This window comes from Bradyrhizobium sp. CCBAU 25338 (assembly GCF_028128965.1).
Classification (GTDB): Bacteria; Pseudomonadota; Alphaproteobacteria; order Rhizobiales; family Xanthobacteraceae; genus Bradyrhizobium; species Bradyrhizobium liaoningense.
Map to the genome: position 1 here is coordinate 204,344 of NZ_LFKY01000037.1, position 18,444 is coordinate 222,787.

At 65.7% G+C, this 18,444-nt stretch carries 17 protein-coding genes; 8 read left to right on the forward strand and 9 right to left on the reverse strand.

Features of this window, described 5'->3' with window-relative positions:
- Window positions 1–43: 43 nt before the first annotated feature.
- The 3 genes from gatC to ACM42_RS19365 all read right to left on the reverse strand — a co-directional run bounded on the left by gatC (window position 44) and on the right by ACM42_RS19365 (window position 2,714).
- Entirely contained in the window at window positions 44–331 is a 288-nt protein-coding gene (gene gatC, locus ACM42_RS19355) for an Asp-tRNA(Asn)/Glu-tRNA(Gln) amidotransferase subunit GatC (RefSeq protein WP_008548395.1), read from the reverse strand.
- Between the two features lie 139 nt (window positions 332–470).
- Window positions 471–1,547 (reverse strand): NAD(P)H-dependent flavin oxidoreductase, encoded by a 1,077-nt coding sequence (locus tag ACM42_RS19360; protein WP_271529428.1) that lies wholly within the window; start codon window positions 1,545–1,547, stop codon window positions 471–473.
- A gap of 189 nt (window positions 1,548–1,736) precedes the next feature.
- Window positions 1,737–2,714 carry an NAD(P)H-dependent flavin oxidoreductase gene (locus ACM42_RS19365; RefSeq protein WP_271529429.1) on the reverse strand — a complete coding sequence of 326 codons (978 nt, stop codon included), beginning with the start codon at window positions 2,712–2,714 and terminating at the stop codon, window positions 1,737–1,739.
- A gap of 97 nt (window positions 2,715–2,811) precedes the next feature.
- On the opposite strand from ACM42_RS19365, the gene ACM42_RS19370 reads away from it, so the two are divergent.
- Together ACM42_RS19370 and ACM42_RS19375 are read left to right on the forward strand one after the other, a co-directional pair.
- Window positions 2,812–3,702: a LysR family transcriptional regulator gene (locus ACM42_RS19370; RefSeq protein ID WP_271529430.1), complete on the forward strand. Its 891-nt coding sequence runs from the start codon at window positions 2,812–2,814 to the stop codon at window positions 3,700–3,702.
- A gap of 186 nt (window positions 3,703–3,888) precedes the next feature.
- The gene (locus tag ACM42_RS19375) at window positions 3,889–4,824 is read left to right on the forward strand and encodes a cyclase family protein (protein WP_271529431.1); all 936 of its coding nucleotides are present in this window, start codon (window positions 3,889–3,891) and stop codon (window positions 4,822–4,824) included.
- A 209-nt stretch (window positions 4,825–5,033) separates the two neighbouring features.
- Here the strand turns inward: ACM42_RS19375 and ACM42_RS19380 are convergent, their stop codons facing one another.
- Entirely contained in the window at window positions 5,034–7,277 is a 2,244-nt protein-coding gene (locus tag ACM42_RS19380; protein ID WP_271529432.1) for a DNA/RNA non-specific endonuclease, read from the reverse strand.
- A gap of 271 nt (window positions 7,278–7,548) precedes the next feature.
- Window positions 7,549–7,776: a hypothetical protein gene (locus ACM42_RS19385; RefSeq protein ID WP_239623971.1), complete on the reverse strand. Its 228-nt coding sequence runs from the start codon at window positions 7,774–7,776 to the stop codon at window positions 7,549–7,551.
- A gap of 45 nt (window positions 7,777–7,821) precedes the next feature.
- On the opposite strand from ACM42_RS19385, the gene ruvX reads away from it, so the two are divergent.
- Window positions 7,822–8,313, forward strand: a complete 492-nt coding sequence (ruvX, locus tag ACM42_RS19390) for a Holliday junction resolvase RuvX (RefSeq protein WP_271529433.1) — start codon at window positions 7,822–7,824, stop codon at window positions 8,311–8,313.
- 3 nt (window positions 8,314–8,316) lie between these two features.
- Complete coding sequence (locus ACM42_RS19395; protein WP_271529434.1) at window positions 8,317–9,237, forward strand: AEC family transporter; 921 nt, start codon at window positions 8,317–8,319, stop codon at window positions 9,235–9,237.
- Window positions 9,238–9,419: 182 nt separating this feature from the next.
- On the opposite strand, the gene ACM42_RS19400 is transcribed toward ACM42_RS19395, so the two are convergent.
- From ACM42_RS19400 to ACM42_RS19410, 3 genes are all read right to left on the reverse strand, one after another.
- Window positions 9,420–10,190, reverse strand: a complete 771-nt coding sequence (locus ACM42_RS19400) for a CPBP family intramembrane glutamic endopeptidase (RefSeq protein ID WP_271529435.1) — start codon at window positions 10,188–10,190, stop codon at window positions 9,420–9,422.
- A gap of 115 nt (window positions 10,191–10,305) precedes the next feature.
- Complete coding sequence (locus tag ACM42_RS19405; protein WP_271529436.1) at window positions 10,306–11,949, reverse strand: isovaleryl-CoA dehydrogenase; 1,644 nt, start codon at window positions 11,947–11,949, stop codon at window positions 10,306–10,308.
- 20 nt (window positions 11,950–11,969) lie between these two features.
- On the reverse strand, window positions 11,970–12,734 hold the full coding sequence (locus tag ACM42_RS19410; protein WP_271529574.1) for a M15 family metallopeptidase: 765 nt from the start codon (window positions 12,732–12,734) through the stop codon (window positions 11,970–11,972).
- A 186-nt stretch (window positions 12,735–12,920) separates the two neighbouring features.
- On the opposite strand from ACM42_RS19410, the gene ACM42_RS19415 reads away from it, so the two are divergent.
- The 4 genes from ACM42_RS19415 (at window position 12,921) to ACM42_RS19430 (ending at window position 17,175) form a co-directional block, all read left to right on the forward strand.
- Window positions 12,921–13,868, forward strand: coding sequence for an aspartate carbamoyltransferase catalytic subunit (locus ACM42_RS19415; protein WP_271529437.1), 948 nt, complete (start codon window positions 12,921–12,923; stop codon window positions 13,866–13,868).
- A 5-nt stretch (window positions 13,869–13,873) separates the two neighbouring features.
- The gene (locus tag ACM42_RS19420; RefSeq protein WP_271529438.1) at window positions 13,874–15,175 is read left to right on the forward strand and encodes a dihydroorotase; all 1,302 of its coding nucleotides are present in this window, start codon (window positions 13,874–13,876) and stop codon (window positions 15,173–15,175) included.
- Window positions 15,176–15,222: 47 nt separating this feature from the next.
- A complete protein-coding gene (gene plsY / locus ACM42_RS19425; RefSeq protein WP_271529439.1) occupies window positions 15,223–15,819 on the forward strand; it encodes a glycerol-3-phosphate 1-O-acyltransferase PlsY in 597 nt (198 codons plus the stop codon).
- Window positions 15,820–15,969: 150 nt separating this feature from the next.
- Entirely contained in the window at window positions 15,970–17,175 is a 1,206-nt protein-coding gene (locus ACM42_RS19430; protein ID WP_271529440.1) for a patatin-like phospholipase family protein, read from the forward strand.
- Here the strand turns inward: ACM42_RS19430 and ACM42_RS19435 are convergent.
- On the reverse strand, window positions 17,167–18,411 hold the full coding sequence (locus ACM42_RS19435; protein ID WP_271529441.1) for an amidase: 1,245 nt from the start codon (window positions 18,409–18,411) through the stop codon (window positions 17,167–17,169). The genes ACM42_RS19430 and ACM42_RS19435 overlap by 9 nt on opposite strands.
- Window positions 18,412–18,444: the final 33 nt, after the last annotated feature.

The window sequence follows — 18,444 nt, forward strand, 5'->3', positions numbered from 1 at the left end:
TGTCTTCGCGCGAACCGCTTCCGCTTCGCTCGAAAACGCCATTCTATTCGACGACCTTGGGCACCAGGAAGAAGTGACCTTCGGTCGCGGGCGCGTTGGCAACGATATCGTCGGCGATCTCGCCGTCATTGACCACGTCCTGCCGCTTCTTCATCTGCATCGGGGTGACCGAGGTCATCGGCTCCACGCCCTCGACATTGACCTCCGAGAGCTGCTCGACGAAAGCGAGCATGGCGTTGAGCTCGCCCTGCAGATGCGGAACTTCGTCCTCGGAAACCGCAATGCGCGCCAGATGCGCGATGCGGCGGACGGTAGCGGCGTCGACGGACATTATATAAGGCCTCTCACGGCAAAACCCATGTGCCGTATAGCAGAGGCCGGTTTTGCGCCGCAACCGGCGCTAGCGCATGATCCGGAAAAGTGTGAAGCGGTTTTCCGAAAAGATCATGCGCAAACAAGAACCTGGAGGCTTATCCGGCCAGCGCTTTCAGGCGAGCCAAGGCCGATTTGGCGAGATCCCGGGTCAACTCGGCGGCGGGGACCTCGCGGCCCAGCGCAACGGCCTGTCCCGCCCAGAGATTGGTGAAATCCACCCTGCCCTGCTTTTCGGCGGCGGCCTTCAGCGGCCCCAGCGCGGTCGCGGCATGGGGAAAAGGCGGCGCATCCGGCGAGACCGGGCCGGCCTCGCGCATCAGGCGGTTTTGGACGCCGCGCGCCGGACGGCCAGTCATGACATTGGTGATGACGGTGGAATCGTCCCGCGCTTCAGCGAGCGCCTTGCGGCCGCCCGCGCTGACCCTGGATTCCGGACAGCGCAGATAAGCGCTGCCGATCTGCACGCCGGATGCGCCGAGCGCGAAGGCCGCGGCGATGCCGCGCCCGTCGGCGATGCCGCCCGCCGCGATCACCGGCACCTTCACGGCATCGGCAACCTGCGGCACCAGCGCGAAAGTGCCGGGCTGTTCCGCGATCCTGTCGGTCAGGAACATGCCGCGATGACCGCCCGCCTCGGCGCCCTGCGCGATCACGGCGTCGACGCCGCGCTCTTCCAGCCAGACCGCTTCCTTCACGGTCGTGGCGGACGCGATGACGAGGCAGCCGGCCGCCTTGACCCGCCCGAGCAGCGCCTGCTCCGGCAGGCCGAAATGGAAGCTGACGACCTCCGGCTTCAGCTCTTCGACAACTTCGCAGAAGGCCGCATCGAACGGCGCGCGGTTGGCCGCGGCGATCGGCGCTGCCGGATCGAGACCATGCTCGGAGTAATAGCCCGCGAGCCGCTGCTTCCAGCGTCCGTCAGCCTCCGCCGTGAGCTCGACCGGCGTGTGGCAGAAGAAGTTGATGTTGACCGGCGCCTTCACGCGCTGACGGATAAGACCGACCTGCTCGCGCGCTTTCTCGGCCGAGATCATCGCGCAAGGCAGCGAGCCCAGCGCGCCGCCTTGCGCGGCCGCAATCACCAGCTCCGCATCCATCACGCCGGCCATCGGCGCCAGCACGATCGGAAATTCGGTCTTGAACAGATCGATCAGTCGACGGTCAGGCCACATGGTTGTTCTCTCGCGTTCTTTCTTACCCTCCCCTGGAGGGGGAGGGTCGGTTCGCATGCAGCGAAGCGAAATGCGAAGCGGGGTGGGGTGATCTCTCCACACGGGCACCGCCTCAATGGAGAGACTGTCACCCCACCCCGCTCGCGCTTCGCGCGATCGACCCTCCCCCTCCAGGGGAGGGTAAAAAGTCTACGCCGCTATCACAGAATTCCGCCGCCCTTCCAGCAACTGCTCCGCCTCCACGACAATCCGCTCGACGATCTCCGCCGCCGGTGGAATATCATGAATCAGCCCGACCGCCTCGCCCGCGATCACGGCCGCGACGTCGAAATTGCCCGCCGCTTTTGCCGCCGCATAGTCCGCCGCGACTGCGGCAACATTCTGCATCAGTTCGACCTCGCGCCCGATCCAGCGCCGGGCATGGTCGTTGACCAGACACCGTCCCGTGAACGGTGCCGGCCAGACATTGTTTCGGGAGAGATCGAAGATGATACCACGCACCGTGGAGCCGCTGTTCGCCGTACAGATGCGCCGCTTCGCTTCCTCCGCGCCGTCGGCCTCCCGACTCGCATAGAAGCGCGTGCCGAGCAGCACGCCGCTTGCGCCCAGCATCATCATGGCGGCAAGCCCGCGCCCGTCGGCGATGCCGCCGGCCGCCACCACGGGAGCACGACCCGCAATGAGATCGACGATCGCCGGTACGAGATCGACGGTGGTGCGCGAGGCGCCATGACCACCCGCCTCCGTCCCCTGCGCGACCAGGATATCGGCGCCGGCATCGAGCGCCTGCCGCGCCATGGCCTCGTCCTGCACCTGGCAGATCAGGCGTGCGCCGGCGGACTTGATCTTGGGTGCAAACGGCGCGGGATCGCCGAACGACAGCATGATCGCCGATGGCTTCACGCCGAGCGCAATGTCGAGAAGCTCGGGCCGCATGGCGAGGCTCCACGTGATGAAGCCGATGCCGAACGGCGCACGCAGTTCGGCGAGCTTCGCAGTCTCCTGCTCCAGCCACGCTCGCTCGCCATAGCCGCCGCCGAGAATGCCGAACCCGCCGGCGCGGCTCACAGCCGCGACCAGGCGGCTGCCGGCGACGACATCCATCGGCGCCAGCAAGATCGGATGCGCGATCTCCAGCAGCGTGGTCAGCGACGTCGTCATCGGCATGGCTTCTCCCCGATCTGGACAGCGAGACTAGGCGCGACTAGCATTCTCCAGAAATGAATTGTTGCGAACGCTGCCATCTCGAAAGCGGAACGACGCCATGGAACTCAGCGATCTCCAGACCTTCGCCGCCGTCGCCCGCACGGGCGGCATCACCCGCGCCGCCGAAGAGCTCAACACGGTGCAGTCGAACGTCACCCAGCGCGTGAAGGCGCTGGAGGCGGAGATCGGCACGGCGCTGTTCGAGCGCCACAGCCGCGGCATGACGCTGACCGGCGCCGGCAAGCGCCTTCTCCCCTACGCACAAAGAATGGCGGCGCTGTCGCGTGAAGCCTTGCTCGCCGCACGTGACGATGGCGCGCCGAAAGGACCGCTTGCGATTGGATCGATGGAGACGACGGCGGCCGTGCGCCTGCCGCCGCTGCTCGCCGACTTCCACCGCCGCTTCCCCGCCGTGCGCCTTTCCTTGCGTACCGCGCCGACGGCCGACCTCGTCACCGGCGTGCTCGAAGGCTCGCTCGACGGCGCCTTCGTCGCGGGTCCCATCACGCATGCCGATCTCGTCGCGACGAGCGCCTTCCGCGAGGAGCTGGTGCTGGTCAGCGCACGGCGCTGGGCCTCGATGGCCGAGCTGCGCGCAGGAACGCCGGAGTCCGGGCCGACAGCGCTGGTTTTCCGCACCGGCTGCACCTACCGCCAGCGGCTCGAACAAGTGTTCGTCGAGTTCGGCTGGCCGTCGGCCGCGCGCTTCGAGCTCGGCACGCTCGACGGCATGATCGGCTGCGTCGCCGCCGACATGGGCGTAACGTTGCTGCCGCGCGCGGTCGTCGAGCGTAGCGCGATGAACGGCAGCATCGCGATCCACTCTCTGAGCCCGGCGCACGCGCGCGTCGAGACACTGTTCATCCACCGCCGCGCGGGCCATCAAACCAGCGCGCTGAGCGGTTTTGCCGACTGCCTGAAGAAGGACGACGACGTCATCGCGGCCTGACGCGACGCAGCGTTCCACTCCACGAAATTCGTCACAAATCCATCGCGCTTCCACGCTGCCTTCCGCGGCAACGCAGCACATCAAAAAGCTTTGAAGCCCGCGATCATTCTACGTTAGGATGACTGACTGGCCAGCGCAAAACCATAACGAAGCCAAACATCGGCAAGAACATCGGGAGGACTATCGATGCGCAATACGCTCGTGTTGTGCTGTGTCGCTGTGTTGTCGGCGATATCAGGAACTGCAAGCGCACAAGACTGGACCAAATCGAAATGGGGGCCGAACGACGAGGTCGGCGCCGCCAACTACATGACGCCCGAGCTCGTGGTGAAGGCGGCATCGCTGGTGAAGACCGGCAAGACCTACGCCCTCGGCATTCCCGTCACGTCGCAGACGCCCGCCTATCCGCCGCGCACCTACAAGATCACGGTGGTGCAGCCGGGACAGGCCGGCAGCCCTGGGCTTGGTCCGAACAAGGCCACCTATAACGATGACATCCTCGACACCTGGGTCGGCATCGGCAGCCAGCTCGACGGGCTCGGCCATCTCGGCGTCGAGCACGTCTATTACAACGGCAACAAGCTCGCCGACTTCGCCGATCCCAACGGTCTGAAGAAGCTCGGCATCGAGAAGGTGCCGCCGATGGTCACCCGCGGCGTCCTGCTCGACATGGCCGCCTATTTCAAGACCGACGTGGTGAAGGAAGGCACCGCCTTCAACGTCAAGGAGATCGAGGAAGCCGCCAAGCAGCAGAACGTCGAGATCCGCCAGGGCGACGTCGTCATCTTCCACACCGGCTGGCTCAGCCTGGTCGGCAAGGACGACAAGCGCTATTCGGCCGGCGAGCCCGGCCTCGGCGTCGAGGGCGCAAAATATCTGACTGGCAAGGGCGTCGTCGCCGTTGGCGCCGACACCTGGGGACTGGAGGTGCTGCCGTTCGAATCGAAGAACGTGTTCGAGGTGCACCAGATCCTGCTCGCGATGAACGGGACCTACATCCTCGAAAACATGGACACCGCCGCGCTCGCCCGGGACAAGGGCTATGAATTCCTGTTCGTGCTGGGACAGCCGCGCTGGACCGGCGGCGTGCAGGCGATGATCAACCCGATCGCGATCCGCTGACGCGCGGCCCGCGTCGCAAACGCACCGGGTGAGGGCCGTCAGTGTCTCGACAGAGCACACCGCTCCCCTCACCCGCCCCCGTGGTTCCGCTACTCCGAGAACAAGGCCCTAAAGCATGATCCGGAAAAGTACGCAGCGGTTTTCCGAAAAGATCATGCTTAAACAACAAGCTAAAGAACGATGACGATTCATCCTAATCGCATCGCGCTTTAGATCCGAATGTCCTCATAGGATTCGATGCGTCGCGGGCCGACCGAGGTCGTCTCGTGCGAATCCGCGTCAGCGAGATTGCCGAAGTCGAGCTTGGTCAGTTTCGTCAGATCCGCGATCGAGACCTGGAAGACGCTGACATCCTCCTCGGACATCCGCTCGAGCAGATCAGCCTCCTGGATTCGGTCGATCTCCATCACCTGCTTTCGCTGGCTCATCAGGAATGCCGCCGCCTTGAGAGCGTCGTCATCCTCGTTGCGGCGGATCAGTATCTTCCAGAAATACTTCGGAATTTGAACGCCCCCGAAGCTCGGATCCTTGTGCGGCCGGCCGGCCGGATCGGGCAGATCGGATCCGTCGGCATCCGGCCCATCGAACACCGGGCCATTCATGACGATGCCCTTCTCCTCCCCTTCGAGCAGGACATCGCGCGTGTAATCCTCCAGTCCTGCCCAGAGCTGCTTGCCCTGGTTGAACGAGAAGAACTGCGGCGAGCAGTTGGTGAAATGGAAGGAGTCGTCGCCATGCTGCTTGGCCGCGGCGACGGTGTCGCCCCAGGTCGCATCGAGGCGGCGCACCAGATGACCGCGGTCGAACGGATTCTTGCTGCGGTCCGCCTCGAAAGTGGCCTGCTTGCGGTAGAACTCGTCGCCGATCTGGGCATCCTCGTCGATGCGCGGATCGCGCAGCCAGGAATCACCTTCACGCTTGCCGACGTCCTGCTGCTTGCCGCCGTCGATATTGACGCAGCTGAAGAAGGCGAGCCTGCGCTGCTTGTTCATGACGACGCTGTAGTTGAAATATTTCAGCTCGGATTGCCTGGAGCGGCCCTTGAGCATCGCGATCCTCGACTTGAGGGCGGCCGGAATCTTCGGCAGGGGGACCGAGAACTTGCCGGTGCCCAGAAAATTCGCCTTGTAGCCGGGACGCGATTTCAGCGTGCTCTGATCGATATGCACGGCCTCCATCGGCAGGCCGTTCCTCGCACTGATGTGAGACAACAGGCCGGTCGGCGGAACAATCAATGGCGTACCGCCGTTGCGCATGCCGCCGTCCGTGCCGCCGTTCGGCGTCCGGCCATTGCCATGACCTCCCGCCGGGCTCGGTAGCGGCGCCGCTGGAGCGAGAGGAATCTCCTTCCTGAACATCGGAAGCGGAACGCGGATCGGGACCACCAGAGACGTGCCGTCGACGGATTGCTCGACCCAGACATTGGCGCCGTAAGGAGTTGCGTCTACCGGCGGCCGGGCTCGCTCGATTTCGTGCCGGCCTGGCGGGTCCATCTCGTCCAGCACCGGCCTGACCAGAGGGTGAGAGCCGACGGCCACCTTGAGATCGGCGACGATCGCGCTGATCCGGATGCCTTCGTTGGCGATCCAGTCGATCAGGGATTCGTCCATCGACGGCTTCCACACCTTGCCGTCCTTGGTCAGGGTGCGACCCTGCGCATTCTTCCGGGGAACACCGCTGTGGTGCAGCGCGACCACCTGCCAGAAGCGGTTGAACGCCGGCGCACCCGACGATCCGGCCGTCGTATCGGTATTGTACCAGAGGAAGTCGCCGACATATTTGAGCAGCTTGTTCTCGCGGACGCAGACCTGCTTCATCTGCCCGCTGGGATGCTGCACGATGGTGAGATACTCCCCCGGATCCGCCTTGCCGGGCGCGCTACTGAGCGGCAGCCATCCCCAATCCTCGAGTTCCTCGTGGCCTGACAGCGAGGTCGGCGCCACCGCAACGACCGAGAAATCCAGCCGGTCATTGGTGTAGAAGAATCTGCCCGGCTCGAAGCCGAACCGCACCGGCGCACGCTCCTGTCCCGAAACGTCCAATTCGTAGTTGAAATCGGCGATCGAATTGGCTGCGTCGGCGGGCCGGCCGAAGACATGATGGTTCGTCAGCAGCAGGCCGGGCCCGATCAGAAAGCCGGAGCCATAGCCGAGCAGATTCGACTTGAGATCCCTGAGCTGAATACGACAGACCGAGCGCGCGGCGGCGGTCCCCTTGGCGAGATAATTGATGCTGTCGAGATCATTGCCCTGGATGATCCGCTCCAACCCGATCTCGGCCGCTTGCATGTCGTGCGTCTCGGCCAGAAGCTGGCGCTGGCGCTGGCGCATCTTTTCGACGGTCATCTCGATCGGGCCGTCGCCCAGTTTTCGGTTCAAGGCATCGGGTGAGAACTCGGCTTGCTTGAATCGCCTTTCTGAGCCCGCGATCAGGCTTGGGTTGATGAGCATCATGACCTCTCAAAATGAAGGGCGAGTATTGGACGTGGTCGGCGCCTGAATATCTGCACCAAGGTTGCAGCGCGGGCCGGACTGCCGGTCGCCGCCGATCGTTCTAAAAATCGGGGCACGCGCCCCACACTACCTTAGACCTATATATCTATCGCTCGGCAACCAGAGCGTCAATCGACGTGCGCTGCCGGGGACGCGACATCATGCCATGGCCTGCAACGTCGCCCGTGTGAGATTCGCCACAAATGATCGTTGCATTTGTGCGTGGCCATTCTCACACGCTTCTTGCTGTCGCCTTCAGGTGCCACCGCCGCAGCGCCACGACGGACCAGATCGCCTCGACCAGCCCGAACGGCCAGGCGCCCTGGAGAAAACCGTAGACCGAGCCGAGCGCGCAGGACGCGGCGAACAGCAGCACGAACCAGTGGCTGCGATCCTCCAGGGCGTAGGTGACCAGCATCGCCGTGACGGCGAACAGGCCGAATAATGTCAGCACGTCCATCTTCCGGGTTCACTCCGCTGCGTGACGCGTGATATGCGCTACGCCATGCCGGCTCTTATCCTGCCCCTCGTCGATGCTGCAACCCACTGGCCCGTGCGCGGCGCGCTGGTCGGGCTCGATCTCGGCACCAAGACCATCGGCGTTGCCGTGTCCGACCCCGATCGTCGGCTTGCGACCGGCGTCGAGACCATCGCCCGCAAGGCGTTCAAGCAGGACGCCGCCCGGCTGCTCGCGATTGCGGCCGAGCGCAAGGTGGTCGGCTTCGTGCTCGGCCTGCCCATCAACATGGACGGCAGCGAGGGCCCGCGCGCGCAATCCACCCGCGCCTTCGCCCGCAATCTCGCCGGACTGACCCAACTCGCCATCGGCCTCTGGGACGAGCGCCTCTCGACGGCGGCGGTCGAGCGCGAGCTGATCGGCATGGACGTCAGCCGCGCCAAGCGCGCCGAAGTGATCGACGAGCATGCCGCGATCTTCATCCTGCAAGGCGCGCTCGACCGTCTGGCAAATCTGCGCGCGGCGCCGGGGACGGACTGATCCATGCCGGTCGTGGTCGCGGCGCTGCTGCCGGTCTTCATCCTCATCGTGCTCGGTGTCGTGCTGAAGCACAGCCTGATGCGTCTCGACACGCAATGGCACGGGCTGGAGCAACTGACCTATTTCGTGCTGTTTCCGATGCTGCTGATCCAGACCCTGGTCAAGGCCGACCTCTCCAGGGTGCCGGTCGCCGGCGTCGGAGGCGCGCTGCTGCTGTCGGCGCTCGCGATGTCGCTGCTCTGTCTCGCGTTGCGGCCGGCCCTGTCGCGGCTCGGCATCGATGGCCCCGCCTTCACCTCGATCTTCCAGGGCGCAACGCGCTGGCAAACCTTCGTTGCGCTGTCGATCGCCGCCAACATGTTCGGCGATCTCGGGCTGGCGCTCGCCTCCGTGGCCATGGTCGCGATCATCCCGCTGGTCAACGTGTTCAGCGTCGCCGTGCTCGCCCACTACGCCGCAAAGGAGAAGCGATCCCCGCGCGCCATCGCCATGACGGTGATCCGCAATCCACTGATCTGGGCCTGCGCGATCGGCCTTGCCGTCAATCTGATGCACCTGCCGCTGCCGAAAATCTGGCATGAGGTGGCGGACGCGCTGAGCCGGTCCTCGCTCGCCATCGGCCTGCTCGTGACCGGCGCGGGCCTGCATCTGAAGGGCCTGTTGCGCCCCAGCCTGGGCGCAGCCATCGGCGTCGGCCTGAAGCTGGTGCTGATGCCTGCGCTCGCGCTGGGGCTCGCGGCCTGGTTCGGCATCACCGGCAACAGCCTTGCGATCGTCGCGATCTGTGCGGCTGTGCCGACCTCGCCCAGCGCCTATGTGCTGGCCCGCCAGATGGGCGGCGACGCGCCGTTGCTGGCGCAGATCATCACGCTGCAGACGATCCTGGCGGCAATCACCATGCCGATCGCGATCGCGCTGGCCTAAGATTCTGGACTGCTTCGCGGAGCCTGTCATCGGGCCGCGCCTTGCGCGGCCCCGGTGGCTCGCAATGACGGAGTATGAGGCCTAAAGCGCGATGCGACTAGGATGAATCGTCATCGCGCTTTCGGTTGTAGTTTAAGCATGATCTTCTCGGAAAACCGCTGCGCACTTTTCCGGATCATGCTTCAGCTCCCCACCCACATCGTCAGCACCACCGCGGTCAGATTGTTCAGCGCGTGGAGCACGATGGTGAGCCAGAGCGAGCCGGAGCGATAGCGCATGTAGCCGAACCACAGGCCGATGGCGAGGACTTCGGTGAGGAAGTACACGTCGTATTGCAGGTGCACGACCGTCCAGATCAGCGACGACAGCAGGATCGCGCCGGGCACGCGCAGGAAGCTCGCCGACCAGCCGCGATAGAGGAAGCCTCGCGCCAGAATCTCTTCCGACATGGGCGCGGCCACGCTGAAGGCGAACAGGAGCAACAGGGCAGCGCCCTTGTCGCGTCCCGATTTCAAGAGATCGGTCATGGAGCCCGGCGTCGCCTCGCGCCCCAGCGCGCGCGACATCGTCTCCCACACCAGCACGATCAGGATGAGGCCGACGGCGCCGAACAGCAGCTGCTTCCAGGAAGGCCAATGCAGCGCGAGATACTCGACGAAGGACGCCTTCTTGATGCGAATGGCGAGCCAAACCGCAAGAAGCGTCGCCGGCAGGCCCGTGATGACCGACAGCGCGAGCGTCTGGGGCTCGCGGCCGATGAGCTGGAGCGAAGGGAGGTCCATCGGAAGACCGCGCTGCGACGCCAGCAGAACGACGGCGCCGATCTGCCCGACGAACATCGCGGCGAAGATGAAAAGGCCCCACAGCGCCGTGCCCCAGAACTTCCAGACAGGTGGCGCGATGTCCGCAGGCGCCGCTGTAATCGGCGGATGGTCGGGATTGAGGGAGTCCATCAGTGGGCTTTCGTTAGAACATAACCGTCATTCCGGGGCGGTCCGAAGGACCGAACCCGGAATCTCGAGATTCCGGGGGCGCCCGTTGGGCGCCCCGGAATGACGGGAAAAACCATCACGGCAGCGCCCGCTCCAGCAGCGCACGCACCTCGCCGCTATCCAGCTCCACCGCGCCATACATGCTGGCGTGATTGGCCGCGAGACGCGTGCTCGCGAACAATTCGGCATTGTGCGGCGACACGCCGTTGAGCGCCGCGGCGGCGGCAAGCAGCGCCAGCTTCTCGACGGCAAGGCGCGCGACGCGCTCGCCGTCGGCGCGGCGGAAGGTCTTGCCGATGAACGCGACCGCCTCACCAGCCCCCGGCAGGCCCTTGGTCTCGGCCGCCAGCGCTTGCAGCACCGCCATCGCCGCCTCCGGCTCGCGCGAGAGCGCGCGGAGCACGTCGAGGCACATCACGTTGCCCGAGCCTTCCCAGATCGCGTTGACCGGCGACTCGCGATAGTGGCGGGCCAGAATGCCGTCCTCGACATAGCCGTTGCCGCCGAGGCACTCCATCGCCTCGTAGAGGAACGGCGGCGCGCTCTTGCAGGTCCAGTATTTGATCGCAGGCGTCAGCAGCCGCATGTAGGCGGCCTCCGCGGCATCCTGCGGCGTATGGTCGAAGGCGCGGCAGAGCCGCATCACCAGCGCCGTGCTCGCCTCCACATGCAGCGCCATGTCCGACAGCACAGCCTGCATCAGGGGCTGGTCGGCAAGATGCTTCTGGAACACGCTGCGGTGCCGCGCATGATGCAGCGCATGTGCGAGCCCCGAGCGCATCAGGCCGACGGACGCAATCGCGCAATCCTGCCGCGTCAGCTGCACCATCTGGATGATGGTGCGAATGCCTTTGCCCTCCTCGCCGACCGCTTGCGCATAAGCGCCGACGAACTCGACCTCGGACGAGGCATTGGAGCGATTGCCGAGCTTGTCCTTGAGCCGCTGGAACTGGATGGCGTTGACCGAGCCGTCCGGCGCGAAGCGCGGCATGAAGAAACAGGTCAGCCCGCCATCTGCCTGCGCCAGTACCAGGAACGCATCGCACATCGGCGCCGACATGAACCATTTGTGACCGGTGATGCGATAGCCGTCCCCGTCGCGCACGGCCCGTGTCATGTTGGCGCGCACGTCGGTGCCGCCCTGCTTCTCGGTCATGCCCATGCCGACCGTCATGCCGCGCTTCTGCCACCACGGCGCAAAGGTGGGATCATAGCTCTTCGTCGACAGCACCGGCATCACGCCCGCGAGCAAGTCAGGCTGCATCGCCAGCGCCCCCACGGAGGCGCGCGTCATCGTGATCGGACAGAGATGGCCGGTCTCGACTTGCGCGGCAATATAGAATTTCGCGGCACGAATGACCTCGGCGGCATCGCCAGCGGATCTTCCATCTGCCGTCCAGGTCGAATTGTGCACGCCCGCATGCGCACTGTGCGCCATCAGCTCGTGATAGGCGGGATGAAACTCGACCTGGTCGCGGCGATTGCCCTTGGCATCGAAGGTGCGCAGCTTCGGCGTGTTCTCGTTCGCTATGCGCCCGCGATCGGCCATCGCCGCCGAGCCCCATTGCTTGCCGAACTCCGACAGCTCCCGCTCCGCCTTGGCCCCGCCATTGGCCTTGACCGCTTCGACCAGCGGCAGGTCCACCGCGAACAGGTCGACGTCCTCCAACGGCGGCGACTGGTTGAAGACCTCGTGGGTCGCAAAGCTCGGCTGGGTCATCAGGTTTCCTCGGCGCGTAATCAGTTCCGGCGCGGCTGGATCGGGAAATCATAGGCTGCCCCGCCTGCTCCCGGCAGGGAAAAATGCCACCACTCCTTCGAATAGTTCACAAAGCCTTGCCTGGCCATCGCAGCGACCAGCCGCTTGCGCCAGGTGCGTTGCTCCGGATTGATCGACGTTACAGCGGTATGCCCCTTCACGTCGGTACAGTCGTAGCCTGTGCCCATGTCGACGCTGCCTTCGGGCGCGCGCATCGCGACCGGCGCCGTGCAGTCGGCATAGGTCTTCGACGGATCGAATGTGGCGGAGTTGTCGGCCTTGAGATCGACCAGCGTGAGATCGAGCGCCGCACCCGTGGAATGCTGCGAGCGGCTCGCAATGTAGCCGAGGCGGAACAGCTCGGTCTTCGGAATGTTCGGGTTGTAGCGCCGCTCGGCCGCGGTCTCATGACCGTTCTGCGACCACTTCACCATGTCGAGCGAGGCCCGCGCCGGCCGGTAGCAGTCGAACATTTTCAGCGACAGGTTCTGTGCGGCCAGTTCCTGCTGAACCGCCTTCAGCCGCATCCCGACCTCGCGCTTCACCACGCATTCGCCGGCGCCGTAGCCGGCGAGCGGACGGCCGACGAAATTGTTCGAGGTGGCGTAGCGGATGTCCTGGATGATGCTTGGGTCGATATCACGCAAATGCACGAAGCCGCCGGGGAGAGCTTGCGCGTGGGCCGACGAGACTATGGTTATCGCTATGGCCGCAATTGGAAATGATTTCACGAGATGCCTCCGCATCGTCATGGCCGGGCTGTCCCGGCCATCCACGCCCCTTTTGCGGCGAGCGTGCAAGAGCGTGGATGCCCGGCACAAGCCCGGGCATGCCGGTAAGAATGAGCCACCATCGACAGATCAGGGGATAACTCACATCCTCGCCTTTGCCCCTTGCTCCCCCCGCCATCCGCCCCTATAGCTCTGCTTTTAATGACATCGAAATCGACCTTCGTCCTCGGCCACCGGCATTTGCTGGGCATCGAGGGCCTTTCCGCGGCCGACATCACCGGCCTCCTCGACCTGTCCGAAGAATATGTCGAGGTCAACCGCCAGGTTGACAAGAAGCGCACCGTCCTGCGTGGACGGACCCAGGTGAACCTCTTCTTCGAGGCTTCCACCCGGACCCAGTCCTCGTTCGAGCTCGCCGGCAAGCGGCTCGGCGCCGACGTCATGAACATGTCGGTATCATCCTCCTCGATCCGCAAGGGCGAGACCCTGATCGACACCGCCGTGACGCTGAACGCGATGCACCCCGATATCCTGGTGGTGCGCCATCATGCCTCCGGCGCGGTGGAACTGCTGGCGCGCAAGGTTGACGGTTCCGTGATCAATGCCGGCGACGGCGCGCACGAGCATCCGACGCAGGCGCTGCTCGACGCGCTCACCATCCGCCGCAACAAGGGCCGGATCGAAGGCCTCGTGGTCGCCATCTGCGGCGACGTGCTGCATTCGCGCGTCGCCCGCTCCAACATCATCCTGCTCAACACCATGGGCGCCCGCGTCCGCGTCGTCGGCCCTTCCACGCTGCTGCCGACCGGCATCGAGCGGATGGGCGTCGAGGTCATGCGCGACATGCGCGAGGGCCTGGAAGGCGCCGACATCGTCATGATGCTGCGGCTGCAGCGGGAGCGCATGAACGGCTCCTTCGTGCCCTCGTCATCGGAATATTTCCATTATTTCGGGCTCGACCAGAAGAAGCTCGCCTACGCCAAGCCGGATGCCCTCGTGATGCATCCGGGTCCCATGAACCGCGGCGTGGAGATCGACTCGATCGTGGCCGACGGCGCCCAGTCCCTGATCCGCGAACAGGTGGAAATGGGCGTCGCCGTGCGCATGGCCGTGCTGGAAGCGCTCGCCCGCAACCTGCCCAACGCGTGATGCCGATGCTGACCGATCGCCGCCCCATCCTGCTCGCCAATGCCCGCGTCGTCGATCCCTCCCGGGATTTCGACGGCATCGGCGACGTTCTCATTGCGGACGGCACCATCCGCGAGACGCGCCGCGGCATCGGCGCGGCCGGCGTCCCCGAGGGCACCGACATCGTCAACTGCTCCGGCAAGATCGTGGCGCCCGGCCTGATCGACATGCGCGCCTTCGTCGGCGAGCCCGGCCTCAGCCATCGCGAGACCTTTGCCTCCGCGAGCCAGGCCGCCGCGACGGGCGGCATCACCACCATCATCTGCCAGCCGGCCACCTCTCCCGTCATCGACAATTCGGCAACCGTCGACTTCGTGATGCGCCGCGCCCGCGACACCGCGATCGTCAACATCCAGCCGATGGCGGCGCTGACCAAGGGCATGCACGGCGAGGAGATGACCGAGTTCGGCCTCCTGAAAGCCGCCGGCGCGGTTGCCTTCAGCGACGGCGACAAAAGCGTGACCAACGCCCTGGTGATGCGCCGCGCGCTGACCTACGCCCGCGACTTCGACGCGCTGATCGTGCATCACACCGAGGACCCCGATCTGGTCGGTGAAGGCGTGATGAACGAGGGCGAGTTCGCGACCCGGCTCGGCCTGATGGGCATCCCCAATGCCGCCGAAGCCGTGATGCTGGAGCGCGACCTGCGCCTCGTCGCGCTCACCGGCGGCCGCTACCACGCGGCCTCACTGACTTGCATCGACTCGCTCGACATCCTCCAGCGCGCCCGCGACGCCGGGCTCGCCGTCAGCGCCTCGGTCTCGATCAACCATCTGGCGCTGAACGAGAACGACATCGGCCCCTATCGATCCTTCCTGAAGCTGTCGCCGCCGCTGCGGACCGAGGACGACCGCCGGGCGCTGGCGGCGGCGATCGCCTCCGGCCTCCTCGACGTCATCATGTCCGACCACAATCCGCAGGACGTCGAGGTCAAGCGCCTGCCGTTCGCGGAAGCCGCGCCCGGCGCCATCGGACTCGAGACCATGCTGCCGGCCGGCTTGCGGCTGGTGCATAATGGCGAATTGGAGCTGAAGACGCTGATCCGGGCGATGTCGACCCGGCCAGCCGAGCTGCTCGGGCTGCCAGGCGGAACCCTGCGCGCCGGCAGCCCCGCCGACGTCATCGTGATCGATCCCGATACGCCCTGGGTGGTCGATCCCGCAGACCTCAAATCGCCCTGCAAGAACACCCCGTTCGACGAGGCCCGCTTTACAGGCCGGGTGGTGCGCACCATTGTCGGCGGCCGGACGGTCTACGAGCATGTCTGACATACGCGATCGTTCGACATGGGAATCCTGCCTTTGGAGCTGCCGCCATGGGGCTTGAAGCATTTTTGCCCGTAGCCTTCGTCATCGGCTACCTCCTCGGCTCGATTCCGTTCGGGCTAGTCCTGACCAGGCTCGCGGGCACGCAGGATATCCGCTCGATCGGCTCCGGCAGCATCGGCGCCACCAATGTGCTGCGTACGGGACGCAAGAGCCTTGCCGCGGGCACCCTGCTGTTCGACGCGCTCAAGGGCACGGTGGCCGTCGTGATCGCCGGCTACATCGCGGGCCCCAATGCCGCGATGGTGGCCGGGCTCGGCGCCTTCCTCGGCCATCTCTTCCCGGTCTGGCTCAAGTTCAGGGGCGGCAAGGGTGTTGCCGTCTATATCGGCGTCCTGCTTGGCCTGTTCTGGCCGGGCGCAGTGGTGTTCTGCCTGCTCTGGCTAGCCACCGCCGTCACCACCCGCTACTCCTCGCTCTCCGCGCTGGTGGCGGCATTCATCACGCCGATGTTCCTGTGGTGGTTCGGCCACCTCGCATTGTCGGCGCTGACAGCGGTGCTGACGCTGCTCTTGTTCTACGCGCATCGCGAGAACATCAAGCGCCTGCAAACCGGCAAGGAAAGCCGGATCGGCGAAAAGGCCTGAAGCCGGAAAAAGTACGGATATCGCCGCACACCTTCCGCATTATACGCCAAATCCTGTTCGCAACTTCCGCACCGCTCGGTGCAGACAGTAGCGAACGGGTTCCATGCCTGTCATCCTGACACAGGAAACGGCGTTACGCGGTTGCTCAGAATGAGCCAGATGATTGACGACGCGCATGACCGGGTTGGTTCGCTCAGTGCTTCCGGCAGCGCAGCAAGCCGGCTGCTCTCGGCGACCAATATCTGGTCCGATGCGCCGCCGCCCGCCCCCGCGCCCGTTTCGCCGCAAGTGCCGCAGCCCGAGCCCGTCGCGCAAGCCGACGCTCCGCTCGACGTCGTGGTCACCAAGGCTGCACCGTTCGCGCTCCCACGGGCGCGTTCCGACCAATGGCCGCCGCGAAAACTCTCGCTGGCGCTCCAGGGCGGCGGCACCTTTGCCGCCTTCACCTGGGGCGTGCTGGAGCGGCTGCTGGAAGAGCCTGACATCGCGATCGACACCGTCAGCGGCGCCAGCGCCGGCGCCATCAATGCGCTGTTGCTCGCTTGCGGCCTTGCCGAAGGCGGCCGCGAGGGCGCCCGCAGCCGGCTGAGCCGGTTCTGGATCCGACTGATGCACGAGGCCTCGTTCCGCTCGCTGATGCTGGTCGGCGGCTTTTCGCCGGCGGGAAGCTCGGTCGCGTTCGGCCCGACGCTGCGCTCCGGTCAGTTCGATCCGTTCGATCTCGACCCGCTGCGGCAGGCGCTGGCGCGCGACATCGACTTTTCCATCTTGAGCGACGCGCGATGCCCGAAGCTGCTGATCGCGGCGACGCGGATCCGCGACGGGCAGCAGCAAATCTTCCCCAACGACGCCATCACCGCGGACGTCGCGCTGGCCTCGACCTGTCCCCCGCTGGTTCACTGCGCCGTCGAGATCGACGGCGAGGCCTATTGGGACGGTGGCTTCGGCGGCAATCCGCCGCTGTTGCGGCTGGTCCAGGAAACGGCGGCGACGGATCTGCTGCTCGTCCAGGTCACGCCGACGCGCGACAGCTATGTACCGATCACGCTCGCCGCGATCGACCGCAGGCTCGACCAGATCATGGCCAACGCCGCGCTCAATGCCGAGATCGCGGCGATCGAATGGGCGCAGTCGTGTGCCACAGCCTCGCTGCGCCTCACCAGGATCGCGGCAGAAGACTCGGTTGACGGCCTGGCGCAGCGCTCATCGACCGATCTCGGCCGCGGCTTCATTCGCCTGCTGCACCGGAGCGGTCGCGAGGCCGCCGAGCGCTGGCTCGGGCAAGATGCACGGGCCGGCGCAGCGCCCTCTGCGCCCGCTCAGGCCCTTGCTTCTTCCGAACCTGCGCTAGCCTGATTTCGACAGCGCATCCTCCAGGAACCAGGCCGCCGCAAGCGCGAGCGGATCGTTGCCGAAGCGGGCGATCACCTGCACGCCGATCGGCAGGCCGCCGACCTTCAGCACCGGCACGTTGACGCAAGGATTGCCCATCAGCGTCCAGAGCCGGTTGTAGCGGGGGTCGCCGGTGGTCGCGAGCTCCTTGGCCGGCGCCGCGCCCGGCGCCGAATAGGTCAAGAGCACGTCGACGCCCTCGAACAGCTCGCCGAGCTCGCGGCGGCCGCGACGGCTGATGCGGCGCGCCTCGTCGTATTCCTTCGGCGTCAGCCCGACCGTCGCATCGAGACTGGCGCGCAGCATCGGCGCGATCTCGTCGTGACGCTCGGAAAACTCCCAGGCCAGCGCGCGATGCGCCTCAAAATCCTGGACGATGGGATGGATGCGCCAGGCTTCCTGCACCGCCTCAGGCAGATCGATGGTCCGCACGCTGGCACCGGCGCGCTCGGCCGCCTTGATGGCGGCCAGCAGCCCCTGTTCGGCCGCCGGCTCCACCGCGCCTGCGAACTCCTGCCTGACCACGCCAATCCGCGGCGATTTCGCCGCGACGATGCCGGAGAACTCCGTGCGCCCGGTCATCGCGAGCAGCCCACGCGCGAGATCCTCAGCGCGCGCGCCGAACAGGCCGACGGTGTCGAGCGCCCACGAGTAGCACTTCACACCGACTGTCGGCAGCATCCGGAACGACGGCTTGATCGCTGCCGTCCCGCAATAGGCGGCGGGCCGGATCACCGAGCCGCCGGTCTGGGTGCCCAGCGCCAGCGGGATCATCCCGGCGCCGACGGCCGCCGCCGAGCCCGAGGAGGAGCCGCCCGGCGAATGGCCTGTATTGTGCGGATTGCGCGTCGGCGTCGGATCGCGCGAGGCGAACGCGGTCGTGGTTGTCTTGCCGATGATGGTGGCCCCTGCCCGCTTCAGCATCATCACGACGGGTGCGTCAGCGCGCGGCTGCCAGCCACGATAAATCTCCGAACCCATCTCGGTCGGCATATTGGCGGTGTCGATGATGTCCTTGATCCCGACCGCAATGCCGCGCAGCGGCCCGGAGCCTTGCGCCTTCGCCGACTTGTCGTGGCGGACGAAGGCGTGGACGTCCTTCTCCTTGGCTTCGATCGCCGCGTGCGATTGCGCGATGGCGGCGTCAGGCGACAACTCGCCCGCTTCGATGCGGCGCTGGAGGTCGGCGAGTGAGATCATGGCAAAACCCTTCTTATTGGGATCGCTTTTAGC

What these genes read in the sequence shown, in the direction of transcription:
- ACM42_RS19435 (WP_271529441.1), bottom strand. Translation starts at nt 18,411, where the DNA reads ATGATCTCACTCGCCGACCTCCAGCGCCGCATCGAAGCGGGCGAGTTG.
- gatC (WP_008548395.1), bottom strand. Translation starts at nt 331, where the DNA reads ATGTCCGTCGACGCCGCTACCGTCCGCCGCATCGCGCATCTGGCGCGC.
- ACM42_RS19365 (WP_271529429.1), bottom strand. Translation starts at nt 2,714, where the DNA reads ATGCCGATGACGACGTCGCTGACCACGCTGCTGGAGATCGCGCATCCG.
- ACM42_RS19360 (WP_271529428.1), bottom strand. Translation starts at nt 1,547, where the DNA reads ATGTGGCCTGACCGTCGACTGATCGATCTGTTCAAGACCGAATTTCCG.
- ACM42_RS19430 (WP_271529440.1), top strand. Translation starts at nt 15,970, where the DNA reads ATGAGCCAGATGATTGACGACGCGCATGACCGGGTTGGTTCGCTCAGT.
- ACM42_RS19395 (WP_271529434.1), top strand. Translation starts at nt 8,317, where the DNA reads ATGCCGGTCGTGGTCGCGGCGCTGCTGCCGGTCTTCATCCTCATCGTG.
- ACM42_RS19370 (WP_271529430.1), top strand. Translation starts at nt 2,812, where the DNA reads ATGGAACTCAGCGATCTCCAGACCTTCGCCGCCGTCGCCCGCACGGGC.
- ACM42_RS19405 (WP_271529436.1), bottom strand. Translation starts at nt 11,949, where the DNA reads ATGACCCAGCCGAGCTTTGCGACCCACGAGGTCTTCAACCAGTCGCCG.
- ACM42_RS19420 (WP_271529438.1), top strand. Translation starts at nt 13,874, where the DNA reads ATGCTGACCGATCGCCGCCCCATCCTGCTCGCCAATGCCCGCGTCGTC.
- ACM42_RS19385 (WP_239623971.1), bottom strand. Translation starts at nt 7,776, where the DNA reads ATGGACGTGCTGACATTATTCGGCCTGTTCGCCGTCACGGCGATGCTG.
- ACM42_RS19375 (WP_271529431.1), top strand. Translation starts at nt 3,889, where the DNA reads ATGCGCAATACGCTCGTGTTGTGCTGTGTCGCTGTGTTGTCGGCGATA.
- ACM42_RS19410 (WP_271529574.1), bottom strand. Translation starts at nt 12,734, where the DNA reads ATGCGGAGGCATCTCGTGAAATCATTTCCAATTGCGGCCATAGCGATA.
- ACM42_RS19380 (WP_271529432.1), bottom strand. Translation starts at nt 7,277, where the DNA reads ATGATGCTCATCAACCCAAGCCTGATCGCGGGCTCAGAAAGGCGATTC.
- ruvX (WP_271529433.1), top strand. Translation starts at nt 7,822, where the DNA reads ATGCCGGCTCTTATCCTGCCCCTCGTCGATGCTGCAACCCACTGGCCC.
- ACM42_RS19400 (WP_271529435.1), bottom strand. Translation starts at nt 10,190, where the DNA reads ATGGACTCCCTCAATCCCGACCATCCGCCGATTACAGCGGCGCCTGCG.
- ACM42_RS19415 (WP_271529437.1), top strand. Translation starts at nt 12,921, where the DNA reads ATGACATCGAAATCGACCTTCGTCCTCGGCCACCGGCATTTGCTGGGC.
- plsY (WP_271529439.1), top strand. Translation starts at nt 15,223, where the DNA reads ATGGGGCTTGAAGCATTTTTGCCCGTAGCCTTCGTCATCGGCTACCTC.